The sequence below is a fragment of the Alteromonas marina genome, from assembly GCF_000808575.1.
Lineage (GTDB): Bacteria > Pseudomonadota > Gammaproteobacteria > Enterobacterales > Alteromonadaceae > Alteromonas > Alteromonas marina_A.
Genome location: NZ_JWLW01000012.1, coordinates 458,417 through 471,177, shown reverse-complemented (window position 1 = coordinate 471,177; position 12,761 = coordinate 458,417). Strand labels below are relative to the sequence as shown.

General features: G+C 44.2%; 13 protein-coding genes. 6 read left to right on the top strand and 7 right to left on the bottom strand.

The features are described 5' to 3' along the window. The first annotated feature begins 47 nt into the window (after positions 1-47). The gene (fucP, locus tag RJ41_RS07675; protein WP_039218956.1) at positions 48-1,385 is read left to right on the top strand and encodes an L-fucose:H+ symporter permease; all 1,338 of its coding nucleotides are present in this window, start codon (positions 48-50) and stop codon (positions 1,383-1,385) included. 247 nt (positions 1,386-1,632) lie between these two features. Then, positions 1,633-2,886 carry a sodium:proton antiporter NhaD gene (nhaD, locus tag RJ41_RS07670; RefSeq protein ID WP_039218954.1) on the top strand — a complete coding sequence of 418 codons (1,254 nt, stop codon included), beginning with the start codon at positions 1,633-1,635 and terminating at the stop codon, positions 2,884-2,886. Positions 2,887-2,949: 63 nt separating this feature from the next. Here nhaD and RJ41_RS07665 read toward each other — a convergent pair whose 3' ends face one another. Next, complete coding sequence (locus RJ41_RS07665; protein WP_039218951.1) at positions 2,950-4,152, bottom strand: anhydro-N-acetylmuramic acid kinase; 1,203 nt, start codon at positions 4,150-4,152, stop codon at positions 2,950-2,952. A gap of 10 nt (positions 4,153-4,162) precedes the next feature. Then, positions 4,163-5,488: an OapA family protein gene (locus RJ41_RS07660; protein ID WP_039218948.1), complete on the bottom strand. Its 1,326-nt coding sequence runs from the start codon at positions 5,486-5,488 to the stop codon at positions 4,163-4,165. Between the two features lie 316 nt (positions 5,489-5,804). Here RJ41_RS07660 and tyrS point away from each other — a divergent pair, with 316 nt between their 5' ends. From tyrS to RJ41_RS07640, 4 genes are all read left to right on the top strand, one after another. Beyond that, positions 5,805-7,004 (top strand): tyrosine--tRNA ligase, encoded by a 1,200-nt coding sequence (gene tyrS, locus RJ41_RS07655; RefSeq protein ID WP_014950559.1) that lies wholly within the window; start codon positions 5,805-5,807, stop codon positions 7,002-7,004. A gap of 373 nt (positions 7,005-7,377) precedes the next feature. Continuing rightward, the gene (locus RJ41_RS07650) at positions 7,378-8,085 is read left to right on the top strand and encodes a hypothetical protein (protein ID WP_039218945.1); all 708 of its coding nucleotides are present in this window, start codon (positions 7,378-7,380) and stop codon (positions 8,083-8,085) included. 70 nt (positions 8,086-8,155) lie between these two features. Beyond that, the gene (locus RJ41_RS07645) at positions 8,156-8,683 is read left to right on the top strand and encodes an RNA polymerase sigma factor (RefSeq protein WP_039219193.1); all 528 of its coding nucleotides are present in this window, start codon (positions 8,156-8,158) and stop codon (positions 8,681-8,683) included. Beyond that, positions 8,680-9,348, top strand: coding sequence for a hypothetical protein (locus tag RJ41_RS07640; RefSeq protein WP_240485756.1), 669 nt, complete (start codon positions 8,680-8,682; stop codon positions 9,346-9,348). Before RJ41_RS07645 ends, RJ41_RS07640 begins: the two co-directional genes overlap by 4 nt. 15 nt (positions 9,349-9,363) lie before the next feature. Here RJ41_RS07640 and RJ41_RS07635 read toward each other — a convergent pair whose 3' ends face one another. The 5 genes from RJ41_RS07635 to RJ41_RS07615 all read right to left on the bottom strand — a co-directional run bounded on the left by RJ41_RS07635 (position 9,364) and on the right by RJ41_RS07615 (position 12,733). After that, positions 9,364-9,717 (bottom strand): DUF1428 domain-containing protein, encoded by a 354-nt coding sequence (locus RJ41_RS07635; protein ID WP_039218942.1) that lies wholly within the window; start codon positions 9,715-9,717, stop codon positions 9,364-9,366. A 97-nt stretch (positions 9,718-9,814) separates the two neighbouring features. Continuing rightward, positions 9,815-11,173, bottom strand: a complete 1,359-nt coding sequence (locus RJ41_RS07630; protein ID WP_039218938.1) for an FAD-dependent oxidoreductase — start codon at positions 11,171-11,173, stop codon at positions 9,815-9,817. A gap of 30 nt (positions 11,174-11,203) precedes the next feature. Beyond that, positions 11,204-11,809 carry a GNAT family N-acetyltransferase gene (locus RJ41_RS07625; RefSeq protein ID WP_039218936.1) on the bottom strand — a complete coding sequence of 202 codons (606 nt, stop codon included), beginning with the start codon at positions 11,807-11,809 and terminating at the stop codon, positions 11,204-11,206. Then, entirely contained in the window at positions 11,806-12,207 is a 402-nt protein-coding gene (locus RJ41_RS07620) for a DUF2721 domain-containing protein (protein WP_039218934.1), read from the bottom strand. Before RJ41_RS07620 ends, RJ41_RS07625 begins: the two co-directional genes overlap by 4 nt. Positions 12,208-12,328: 121 nt before the next feature. Continuing rightward, on the bottom strand, positions 12,329-12,733 hold the full coding sequence (locus tag RJ41_RS07615) for a rhodanese-like domain-containing protein (protein WP_039218931.1): 405 nt from the start codon (positions 12,731-12,733) through the stop codon (positions 12,329-12,331). Positions 12,734-12,761: the final 28 nt, after the last annotated feature.

The following is a 12,761-nucleotide window of genomic DNA, read 5'->3' as shown; positions in this document are numbered from 1 at the left end:
ATGCTTAAATTGGTTAACTAATTTTTTACAAGCGAAAGGCCGTTCTTATGAAAAACAACGCCCCTTTGGTTTCCAAAGACACATTGATTCCCTTTGTATTGTTAACGATTTGCTTTGCTGCATGGGGTGTGGCTGCGAACATGACAGACCCTTTGGTAAAGGTATTTAGTAAAATATTTACCATGTCGTCTTTGCAATCGGCATTGGTTCAATTTGCCTATTATGGCGCGTATTTTTGCTTAGCCATTCCTGCTGCTTTTATCAACAAGCGCTTTTCTTATAAAACAGGTGTATTGACCGGACTGGGCTGCGCGGCCGCGGGGGCATTTCTGTTTTATCCAGCCAGTCAAACCATGACTTACGGTTTTTTCCTTGCTGCACTTTTTGTATTGGCTGGTGGATTATCCATTCTGGAAACGTCGGCGAACCCTTACGTCATGGCGATGGGAAATCAAAAAAGTGCGACACGCCGTTTAAATCTAGCTCAAGCATTTAATCCCGTTGGTACTAATTTAGGTGTGTTTTTGGCTGCAACGCTTATATTGCCAAACCTGAATCAGGCATCTGCACAAGAGCGTGCCGCCATGTCGGTAAGCGAGCTTAAAAACGTGATAGGGGCTGAGCTTGATGCGGTAATGCTTCCTTATGTAGGTATGGCATGTGTACTCGTTTTGGTTTGGGTTGCAATCTTCCTGATCAAAGCGCCAATTCAAGAATCGGTTGAGTCTAGTGTGGAAGACGTTAAGTTGGGCGCTTCGCTTAAGCGGTTAGTAGCCAACAAGCATTATCGGTTTGGCGTATTGGCTCAGTTTTTTAATGTCGGAGCACAAACGTGCGTGTGGACCTTCACCATCCAATATGCAATGAAAGCGACAGGTGGCAATGAAGTGAGTGGTGGTGAAATTTTACAATACAGCATGATTGTATTTCTAATTTCTCGTTTCGTGATGACGTGGGTTATGCAGTACCTCTATCCAGCTAGACTGCTAATGATCATGTCACTGATTGCCATGGCGCTATGTATCTTCATGACACAGTCTCCTAATTTAGCAGGCGTAATCGCATTGGTATCTATCTCTGCCTGTTTGTCACTCATGTTTCCAACGATTTACGGCATTGCGCTTGAAGGTCTGGGGGAAGACACTAAGCTAGGCGCAGCAGGCCTTGTAATGGCCATTCTTGGTGGAGCTATTATGCCGCTGTTCCAAGCCGCCATTATTGATAGCGCAGGTGTTATTGTGTCATATATTGTTCCAGCTATTTGCTTCTTGCTAGTAGGTGGCTATGGCTACTTCGACATGCGCGCCAAAAAGAGCAGCGCTAAGCCTCAGTCCGAAATAGACGCAGATGCCCTTAAAAAGATGGAAATGGGAATAGCTAAATAGTATTTCTTAAGTAACGTGTACGGGGCCAGTGATTTTATCACTGGCCTTTTTTGTATATTGAATACGTTATGTATTCCACTTTTTTGAGGAATGTACTCAATTAGTTAACAGCATTTTTTCACCGTATTTTCATCAGTTTAGTGCATGTTGAATATAACTGATTTTTCCCCTTGTATAGCGCAGAACACCTGCTAAAGCATGAGCAGCAATCGTATAATTCACCCCTGACAATTTGGGAGTAAAACGTATGCTGGACTATGTGCTCATTGGCATAGCGGTAATGGCATTATTGGGTGTGGTATTTGAAGAAGTGCTACACGTGAATAAAGCCAAAACCACATTATTTTTCGGAACATTCGCATGGATCCTTCTTTTCATAGATGCGAATAGGGGCCCTCACCTAGCAGAGCTCAATGAACACCTCATAGAAAACATAAGCGAAATATCCACCCTCTGGTTATTCCTTTTAGCGGCAATGACTTTCGTTGCTTACCTTAACCGCAAAGGCATGATTGAAAACATGTTAAACATTATCATGCCGCAAAAAATAACCCTCAAAAAACTCATATTCTTTACCGCTATTTTTAGTTTTTGCTTCTCCTCGCTAGCTGACAACATCACAGCGACCTTGGTGTCTATTGCCATGGTTTTATCCTTGGGTTTGCCCTTTAACCAAACCATGCGATTTGCCGTGCTAGTGGTATTTGCGGTGAACTCTGGGGGCGTGTCGCTAATAACCGGGGATGTCACCACTCTTATGATTTTCTTGGATGATAAGGTCACTATAACTCAGCTGCTCTTACTTATTATTCCTTCACTCACAGCAGTACTATTTCTAGCGTTACTGTTGAGTATAGGTATGAAGGGGGAGGTTAAAATAAAAAAAACACGTCATGAACTTAGGCCGGTTGATTACGTAATTGCGGGAATATTCCTGTCCACTATTGTACTGACGTTAATTGCCAATGTGCTTTTTGCTATTCCACCTATGCTTTCGTTTTTAGCGGGTATGGCGGTTATGTTTTTAGTGGCAACCTTTATGGGAGAAGAAAAATATGATGATCCTATCTTGGACTATATTCGCCTAATAGAATTCGACACGCTTCTGTTTTTCCTTGGGGTGTTGCTGCTTGTCGGTATGCTCGATCACATTGACGCATTGGGCGCACTTTTACATGTATATAGCGTAATGCCTTCAACAGGGGCCAACTTTGTGATGGGGGTGTTGTCTTCCATGATAGATAATGTGCCATTAACTGCTGCGTTGTTAAAAGCGGACATTGCCATGTCGACAGCTGAGTGGATGGCGTTCACGTATGCAGTAGGCGTGGGGGGCTCGTTACTTATTATTGGCTCATCAGCAGGTATTGTTACCATGAGTAAGGTTAAGGGCCTGACGTTCGCCAAATACGGCAAGTTCGTGTTGCTTCTTCTTGCAGCGTATAGCGTGGGTTACGCGCTAGTATTGGTAATGGCGAATTTATTTGTTACGGCAAGTTAAGGTGGTGACGTTGCTTTTATAAAAAGAACCAATAAAGCGTTTGAGGGCGATAGCCTGTCGCCCTTACGCTTTTTTATATAACGCTCCGAGTACCGTGGCTTTCGAAGCCCCTGTGACTGCAGGCACATTGCCTGGAATATCATTCACATACGCATGTGCAAACCACGCAAATGCTGCGCCTTCAACGTGCTGTGGATGGATGCCCAGAGCATGGCTGTCTGTTACTACATAATCGCTCAACGCATTGCTCAGGTTATGCATTAATGCTTTATTGAAAGCGCCACCGCCACACACTATAACTTCGCTTTTTGCGCCTTCTCTATTTGTTTTAGGAAAATGCTTCACAATTTCCTGAGCGATAGTGCTACCTGTTAGCGAAAGTAGGGTAGCTTGCACGTCTTTAGGGGCTAAATTATTGTTCTTTTCTTCGCTTTGCAGCTCTGCCCTAGAAGGGAAGTAATTGGCAAGCGCATTACTTAACCAATTGATATTGAAATACTCTCTGCCAGTGCTTTTGGGTGCAGGCAAAGCGAAGTAATCATCCAGTAAGAGCCTGTCTAACAGGCCTGAGTGACAATGCCCTGACGCAGCCCATGCTCCGTCTTTATCAAAGCTTTTATTTAAATGAAGACTTATCCACTGATCCATCAAGGTGTTACCGGGTCCGGTATCAAACCCTTTAGGTGGCGAAGCATCTTGTTTTGGCGCAAGCATTGAAACGTTTGCTATACCGCCAATGTTAACGAGTGCCCGGTGTTTATCATCACTGGCAAATACTGCATTATGAAAAGCGGGCACTAAGGGAGCACCCTGACCACCAAGGGCTATATCTTTGCGCCTAAAGTCGGCAATAACATCAATGCCGGTAAGAACAGCGATGGTATTAGGATCGCCTATCTGACAGGTGAAGCCGCGTATGGATGATCCTGCAAAGTGTGCTGACAATACATCGGAATTTGGGTGGTGACGTATGGTTTGGCCGTGCGAGCCAATAGCCGTAATATCCGAAGGATGTAGGTTGTTTTTCTCAAGCAGCGCTAAGGTGACCTGTGCAAAGGTTTCAGCAACCAGCCTATCAGCGATGGCCAAACTGTTAAGTTCATCAGGACCTTCACTACAAAGTGCATTGAGTGCAGTAAGTAATTCGGCAGAATAAGGAATTGAATGGGCGGCGAGGGTAGTACAAGACGTATGTGAAATATCGCATAGGACGGCGTCGACGCCGTCCATGCTAGTACCTGACATCAGGCCAATATATTTTGCCATCTAGTCGTCGCTATTGCATCGCAAGCATAATGCGCTTGTTATTATCTAGCTGCTCTTGGCGCATTGCGGCAATTTCCATAAATCTTTCTTTCTCTTCCTTAGCAATAGGAAGCGCCTTCGGTAGTTCTACCGTACGTGGGTTTCTGTGAACACCATCCACTAAGAACTCATAGTGCAGATGGGCGCCAGTAACCATACCTGAACTACCTAAATAGCCCACGGTTTGGCCTTGCTTAACCGTATCTCCCACTTTCACTGCACGCTTCTTAAAGTGAAGATATTTGGTCGTGTATTTCTCGCCATGCTGAATGAAAACATGGTGACCGTTATATTTATCGTATCCCGCTTTAATTACTTTACCGTCACCCGCAGCCATAACTGGCGTACCAACCGCAGCAACGTAATCTGTACCGCGGTGCGCTTTCCAACGCTTTTGCACTGGGTGGAAGCGAGCTTTTGTGAAGTTAGAGCTTACATATCTAAAATTCACTGGCGCACGCAGGAAGCTCTTACGCATACTGCGCCCTTCTGGCGTGTAGTATGTGCCATCTTCGTGAAGAATAGCGCTAAAATGCTCGCCTTGGTTGGTAAACTCTGCTGCTACGATGTCGCCGTAACCGACAAATTCACCATCAATGTACTGCTCTTCAAATACTACGTTAAACGTATCGCCAGATCGGATCTCAATAGCGAAGTCGATATCCCAGCCGAAAATGCCAGCCAAATTCATAATTTGATTGCTGGTTAAACCTGCTTCACTGGCGGCATTCCAAAAACTTGAGTGAATTTCACCTTGGGCGAAGTTGTAGCGAATGTCTACATCTCGCTTTTCAAGCTCAGCGGTTAAGGCGCTGTTCTCATCCGACGATTCTGGGCGTACAAACAGGGTTTCAGTCGAAGACAATTTGTACTTTAACTCGCCGAAGCTGCCGTCTTTATTCGCCTTAAACGATAGTTCATCGCCGGGCAATAAAGTAACCAGCGTTTTTGTTAGCTCTCCTGCCTGCGTTACGTTATATACGTCACGCGACGTGAAGCCAGCACGCTTAAATAGTTTTGCTAATGTATCGCCACTGCGCACCTTGTACGTCTGCCATGAAGATTCTTCTTCACCAGAAAATACGTTGGTTGACGGCGCAATATGAAGCTCCACCGGATAGCGGACACCCGCATCCAGAATGTGTGCTTCTTGATGGCGACTGGCTTCTACTGGTTCACTTGGAAAAAGAATAAGCCCACCCAGAAATAAGCTAGCCACTGCTAACCCAGTTCTGTGCTGTTTCGGTAACTTTTTAAATAAATTGAGCGCTTTAGAAGCGTCTAGTTTCTTTCTCATACTACTGCCCACCTGAGAAATGTTATGTGCACAACACTATTTCACATACGTTGCTTAAAAATGCAACTTTTCTCATTATATTGTTAGCGCAAATTGTTACACCCAATAGCTCTTATCATGAAGACTATTTCTTGAGTTTACTGAATACAGTCCCCGTTAATTCAGCACTCTATTTCCACGTTAAAAACTGTTGGGTTTAACAACATGACTGTTTGTAATCCGTTTTTTGACGCGCAAACCTTTTAATGGTTCCGTTGTACGCGTAAAATGCCCGCCAATATTGAATATACAGTTTTTTTAAGAGTGTGACGTACAAATGAAAGATTGGCAAACAGCGCTAGCTGAGATTAAACGGGGCGTTGATGAAATACTCCCCGAAGAGGATTTAATTGAAAAACTAAAATCCGGCAAAACCCTTACTATCAAAGCGGGTTTTGATCCAACTGCGCCTGATCTGCATCTTGGTCACACTGTGTTGATCAACAAGTTGCGTACATTTCAGCAACTAGGCCACAAAGTTGTTTTTCTTATTGGCGATTTTACTGGCCTAATTGGCGATCCTACAGGTAAAAATGTAACACGCAAGCCTTTAAGTAAAGAACAGGTATTAGAGAACGCAAAAACGTATCAGGAACAGGTGTTCAAGATCCTTGATGAAGATAAAACGGAAATTCGTTTTAACTCAGAGTGGATGGATGGCCTTGGCGCGGCAGGTATGATTAAACTTGCGGCTAGTCAGACCGTTGCACGTATGCTTGAGCGTGACGACTTTAAAAAGCGTTATAACAACGGTCAGCCAATTGCTATTCACGAGTTTCTGTATCCGTTAGTGCAAGGTTGGGATTCAGTTGCGCTAGAGTCAGACGTTGAATTAGGTGGTACTGATCAGCGCTTTAACTTGCTAATGGGTCGTGAGCTTCAAAAAGAGCAAGGCCAAAAGCAGCAATCTATTGTAATGGTTCCGCTTTTAGAAGGTCTAGACGGCGTTCAGAAGATGTCTAAGTCTTTGAACAACTACATCGGTATCACTGACGCGCCAAACGATATGTTTGGTAAAGTGATGTCTATTTCTGATGATTTGATGTGGCGTTACTATGACCTTCTAAGCTTCCGACCGCTAGAAGAGATTGCTGAGCTTAAAACTCGCGTTGCTAACGGTGAAAACCCACGTGATATTAAAATCATGCTGGCGAAAGAAATTATTGCACGCTTCCATGACGACGCAGCGGCAGAAGGCGCGCATCAGGACTTTATTCAACGTTTCCAGAAAAACGCTATTCCTGACGACATGCCCGAGCTTGAAATTGCATTAAGTGATGAAGGTATTGCCATTGGTAATTTGTTGAAAGAAGCTAACCTTGTAGGTTCGACTTCAGATGCTATGCGCATGATTAAGCAAGGCGCAGTTAAAATTAACGGCGATAAAGTGGAAGACACCCGCTTAGTAATCACCGAAAAAGGTGAAAATGTGTATCAGGTGGGTAAACGCAAGTTTGCGCGTATTACGCTAGCCTAATGTTTTTCTGATAGTTTTTGAAAGCCCGCTTAGTTAAGCGGGCTTTTTTTTGCCTGAAATATAAGTACTAGTGGATAGTAGGGCGATTATTTTTTTAGAAGGCCCTAACTACTCATACAAAGTTAAGCATCAAGCCAAATTTGAAAGTTGGGGATATTGGCTTTAACGTTTATAAGTAATTGTCGTTAAACGTTTTTTATTTTTCTTACTTTTTTTTGAAAAAGTTTGTCAGGATTTTGCAATCGCTATCGTCTATAGGGGAAAAATCAATCAATGAACCCAACCGTACGATAAGCAGTTAACGCGTAGCAGGCTGGGATGAAACAACAGTGAAACTCAATACTAACGCTTACGCAATGCAAAGGATAAAAACATGACAACGGTAACTTCAACTCGTGCAACATACCATCAGGCTAACAAGAGCCTTCCTGCGAAGGAAGCGTTCATATGGCTGAAAGAGGGGTGGCAGCTTTTTATAAAAGCACCTTTCAAATTATTGGGGCTTTCTTTTGTTACTTTATTTGCCGCGGGGCTCATTCAAGCGCTAGCAGGGCCAATTGGCTTAGGCATATCGAAATGGGTAGGTCCGCTTCTGGCTACCGTAATGTGGTTGGCCATTGCCAACTTAGCAGAGAACAACAAGCTGAGATTGTCGGGCGGTACCCTGCGCTCATGGACAAATGTTGCTTTGTGGAGTTTGACCGGGCCAGTAATCGCGTGGATCCAATTTCAAATTGGCGCTATGTTAATGGGCGCAGATTCAGTGGCGGCGTTAGCAAATGGTGTTGTAGTAGATGTACCCGCTTGGAAGGTCGGGCTAATGATGGGCTCGGCAACACCAATAAATTTACTGCTTTTATTTGTACCTATGTTGCTTATTTTAAAACATCGCTCAATCCCAGCATCTTTTACAAATAGTATTGCTGTAGTAGTGGGCGCTTATAAGCCGATGTTGATAATAGGTGCCATGATTTTCTTAACAGTTGCACTTGCGCCCTATACTTTCGCATTGTCGGGATTGGTGTTTGGCCCTATTGTTTCATGTATGTGCTTTGTTGCTTACCAGCGCTTATTTCGCTAATCAGCTAGGAAGCGTAATTAAACTGCTCACTTAAAGCGTGGAATTAAAAAATAATAAAAATGGAAATGCAGTGAAAGAAACCATTCAAATAGAAAAACTGCTTAGTGAATACGCGCCGCTCATGGCGCGTATTGCGGCAACATTTGAGGCTAATAAATCACTTCAAGATGAGCTGATACAAGAAATGTCACTGGCGGTTTGGCGCGCTTTTGAAGGAGCCTCAAAAGACAGTGATAGTGGCTTTCGCGGTGAGGCAAGTGTGAAAACGTTTGTTGCTAAAGTCGCGCATAACAAGGCGGTTGATCACGTGATTAAAGAGCAGCGGCGTCAAGAGTTTACCCATGACGGCGAGTTTGATTCTTCTCACACAACCAGCGCCAGCTCATCTCGGGATGCCACGTTACAAGAGAATGCGATGGATCTCATGACAGGCTTACGTCAGCTAGAAATAAAGTACAGACAGGTACTGGCATTGCTTTTAGAAGGTTTCAGTCAGCTGGAAATAGCCAATATGTTAGGTATCAAAGAGAGTGCCGTTGCTAAGCGAGTAAGCCGCGCCCGCCAACAGCTAACGCAGATAATGGAGCAACAGCCTTGAGCGATAACAAAAAAGCCTTGAGCGAAGATAAAAAAGCCCTGAGCGATAATAAAAAAGCCTTGAGCGAAGAAAAATTAAGTATGGCCGAGAGCAGCACGCAAATGAACGAACTAGATAAGCAACTCGCTCAGTGGCAAAGTGCCTACAAGGATGCAACCCCTTCAGTAGATACAGATGCACTGATTAAAGAAACCAAGAGCGCAAGATTTAAACTTAAACTAAAAGGTGCCGTTGATTTGGTGCTCGGGCTAGCGGTTTCTATGTGGTGTTTAACTTTGGTGTTGTTCGAGCCACTTAGCACGTATCAATTTTTGCTTTTCATAGTACTTACACCTATTCCCGCCGCTTTCGGGGCATGGGGATATTGGGTAAGGCAAAAACAGTGGAAGGTCCAGACGTTAGACGTTCAGTCAATGTTGGCGTTTAAACAAAACCAATTAAAACAGCAATTACATTACTGGAAAATTAGCCTCTATGGATGCTTGGCTTTGTGGTGTGGACTGCTGGCACTCGCCGTTTTTAATGTACTGATGTTTAACGCCTTCACGCTGTGGGGAACACAGCTTTTGATAAACAGTGTGGTCGTTTTTATCGTATACCGCCGGTACAAAAAGTTAGCCGCCGACTTGCCGTCGGCGTTAGCGAAAATAGACGATATGAAATAGCTGAAACTAATAGTCTTATAATTCCAGCATTGGTACGAAGCCCCCATAAATAAGGGGCTTACCGTCGAAAGGCATGGGGTTTTCGTTTTCCTGCATTCTTGGATCTTCCATCACCTTTTTCCAAGCAGTATCACGTACTTCTTTTGAAGGCCAAAATGCAATGGAAAACACCACGGTTTCATTTTCTTTGGCTTTAACAGCCATCGGGAAAGACGTGACTTCCCCTTCAGGGACATCGTCACCCCAAGCTTCAAGTATTTTAGTCGCACCATACTCTTTAAAAATATCGCCAGCGAGTTTGGCGTGCTCAATGTATAACGCTTTATTTTCAGTGGGAACGGCTACAGCAAAGGCATCGATATATGACATGAGGTGACTCCGTCAAAGAATAGATACCTAAAATAGCCTAATTTATAGACAGCATGCAATGCTTAACTTTAAGGTGAATCGTAATTTATAACCATTACTAGCGTTCTGCTATTTTCGCCCATTGGTACAAGCCATGCAGTGCTAGCCTTCTTGCTTTTGCAAAGGGGTAGGTTTTCAAAGGAGAGTGATAAAGGGGAAGCGATAAATCGACGTCATTGCTACCCATCATACGTTGAGCAAGTCGTTGCCCTGCAAACGCGGCAAATGAAACGCCCGAACCGCAATACCCCATGGCATAACCGATATTACCGCTAGAGCGGCTTGCATTGTTGCCGCTCACCTTATTGTCGATGAAAATCCGCGGCATACTGTCTAACGATACACTTACCCAACCACTCCAAAAATAATCCATGGCGATACCGCTAAGTGAAGGGAAACTTTTTACCATAGCGCGGTACAAGCGCTCTTTCTCTGAAGTTTTATCTGCATCTTTACCTTTTACTGCCCCACGACCGCCAAACAATAACCGGCCATCTGGCAGTACACGGTAATAATATTTCATCATCCGAGTATCCATAAAACTCATCGGCGAGGTTAGGCCCGACTGCACACGCTGTTCTTGGCTCATAGGAGCAGTGACAAAAATACTTGATTGCACCGGAAATTGCTTGTTATCCACACTGTCGTGAAAACGTTTAGGGGTATAGGCGTTAGTCGTAATGAGTATATGCTTGGTCGAAACAGATCCGCTTGGCGTTTTGACCAGGTAACCGGTTTTGTGCTTTTCAATGCTAATGGCGGGAGAGTCGTAGAAAAGCGTAGCGCCAAGCTCCTTTGCTACTCTTGCATATTCGCTTACTAATTTTAATGGGTGTAAGCATGCACCCTTTAGCTCAACGCCACCATACGCCCCTTCAATACCAAAGCGCGCAATAAGGTCTTTTTCACTAAGTGGAGAGCTCGGCACATTGAAGTGTGACTCAAGATGCTTAGCACTGGCACAGAGTAGTTCGGCTTGCTTTGAGTTATGCGCCAGTTTTAAATAGGGTCCTTCTACCAAATCGACCTGCATATCAAAGTCTGCAATACGTTGTTTAAGCAGGTGTACCGCGCCATCAAACTCGCCCTGCATAGCTTTGGCGGTGTCACGACCCCACTTGTCCTCTATGGCGCTTAAGCTCAATCGGCCGCTACCCGAGAGGATAAAGCCGCCGTTGCGTCCTGCACATCCAAATCCAAGTGAGTTTGCATCAAGCAACGTCACGTTCTGCTTAGCTTGAGCAAGCGTGATCGCAGCTGAAAGACCGGTATAACCACCACCAATGACGAGGTACTCAGTGTTTACCTTCTTGTTTAAAGGCGGCAGTGTTGGTGGTTTGTGTGTGGCATGCCAGTAGCTGTTTGCCGCGGGTAACATTGATGAAACGCCGCGTGAAATAAGAGGATCGTAGGTCATAGAATAAAAACGTTTTTACCTTTGGCGTACTTATGGGGCTTGAAATTGAAGTAGCATTTCCGCACCTTCACACTCGCAATAACCCTCGCATACAGGGCAATCGTAGCCTTCGTGAATAGATGCGTAGCGCCATTTATTGGGGTGCTTCTTTATAAGCTGCCCCCCATTTTTAGTGAAGTACTTAAATGCGCTGTTGCCCGGACTTGCCAACCAAATATGTGCTAAACCCGCTTCTGCGCCTTGATTTCGTGCACAGTCTATAGATTTGCTCAATAATGTGCTGCCAATACCATACCCCTGCATTGCAGGGTCGACCGTGTTGCATTTGAAATAACATACGGTATTTGGATCTACTGGCCAAAGGGAAGGGCTGCACCACTCATCTGCTTTCCATTGTGTGTGCGCAAAGGTTAGCCTGAAACCCACCACTTTGTTTGCATACAGTGCTACCCAGCTAGCATTAGTAGTGCCAATGAAACTTTTAGCATAGTAATCAGCGATCAGGTCATCGGTCAGGTAGTTGTCTCCGTGAACACGATTACCAAGAGAAATGACGCCTGCAAAAAACGCTGGGGCTAACTGCTCGTAATTTATTTCGCTTTGAACTATGCGGTTCATATGAATTGAAGGCGTCATACTTTTTCTTTATTCGGTATGCTTTTCATTCCGTCAAGGTGAACATCTAATGCTTCTACAGAAATCAATATCTCTCTTACCGACATCCAAAGTGAATACAAAAGTGACACTAGACTTGCAGCGAACACCCAATTGCCCACCTGTTGGTAGGTAAGATAAATCGCTAACATGGACACTACACATAGAAAAAAGCTGCCCACTCCTGCTATTTGCATGCGCTTAATAAGCTGGATACGTAAACGAAGGTTTTTGATTTGTGCCTGTGTATTGTCATCTTTCTCTTCTTTTGAAAAGTTTCTGATGATAGTCGCAAGCGTCAAAAAACGATTGGTATAGGCTAAAAGCAATAAAGAAATTGCTGGAAATAACATGGCTGGAGTAGCTATATCTATTTTCATAGGTGTGTCATGCAATCGTCGAATGAAAAAAGTGTACCACAGGGGAATAATTACACACAGTCATCAGCTAAGAGGTGGGTTTATAAAAATATCGCGTAGTTTTATGGAAAAATATGCTTGTCTACATCCTATCTATTGTCATACCTGCCGCGCTCCAGCCTAACATGTCGCCCTCTAAATGCATGACTTCAGAAAAGTCGAGTTCTTCTAACACTTTCATAGCCAGTTTGGCTCGTCTACCAGAGCGGCAGTAGATGATAATAGGCTTGTTCTTGTGACCTTCTAATTCGCTTAGATAGTCATTAATGTTTTCATGAGGCATATTCACTGCACCGGGAATATGACCGTCAGCAAATTCTTCGGGAGAGCGAACGTCGATAAGAAGCCAGTCATTGTTTGCGACGCGCTCAATAAGATAAGGAGAAGCAGCAACTGAGGCTTGGGCAGTGGCTTTTGCAGTGCACTGAAGCGACACAAATAATGCAATACTGACAACAACTAGAAAACCCGCAACAACAATCCGCATGAAATGGTGCTCTTACCTTCTTACTGAT

Excerpts from the sequence above, each read along its gene's own strand:
- fucP (WP_039218956.1), top strand. The coding sequence starts at position 48 with ATGAAAAACAACGCCCCTTTGGTTTCCAAAGACACATTGATTCCCTTT.
- nhaD (WP_039218954.1), top strand. The coding sequence starts at position 1,633 with ATGCTGGACTATGTGCTCATTGGCATAGCGGTAATGGCATTATTGGGT.
- RJ41_RS07665 (WP_039218951.1), bottom strand. The coding sequence starts at position 4,152 with ATGGCAAAATATATTGGCCTGATGTCAGGTACTAGCATGGACGGCGTC.
- RJ41_RS07660 (WP_039218948.1), bottom strand. The coding sequence starts at position 5,488 with ATGAGAAAGAAACTAGACGCTTCTAAAGCGCTCAATTTATTTAAAAAG.
- tyrS (WP_014950559.1), top strand. The coding sequence starts at position 5,805 with ATGAAAGATTGGCAAACAGCGCTAGCTGAGATTAAACGGGGCGTTGAT.
- RJ41_RS07650 (WP_039218945.1), top strand. The coding sequence starts at position 7,378 with ATGACAACGGTAACTTCAACTCGTGCAACATACCATCAGGCTAACAAG.
- RJ41_RS07635 (WP_039218942.1), bottom strand. The coding sequence starts at position 9,717 with ATGTCATATATCGATGCCTTTGCTGTAGCCGTTCCCACTGAAAATAAA.
- RJ41_RS07630 (WP_039218938.1), bottom strand. The coding sequence starts at position 11,173 with ATGACCTACGATCCTCTTATTTCACGCGGCGTTTCATCAATGTTACCC.
- RJ41_RS07625 (WP_039218936.1), bottom strand. The coding sequence starts at position 11,809 with ATGACGCCTTCAATTCATATGAACCGCATAGTTCAAAGCGAAATAAAT.
- RJ41_RS07620 (WP_039218934.1), bottom strand. The coding sequence starts at position 12,207 with ATGAAAATAGATATAGCTACTCCAGCCATGTTATTTCCAGCAATTTCT.
- RJ41_RS07615 (WP_039218931.1), bottom strand. The coding sequence starts at position 12,733 with ATGCGGATTGTTGTTGCGGGTTTTCTAGTTGTTGTCAGTATTGCATTA.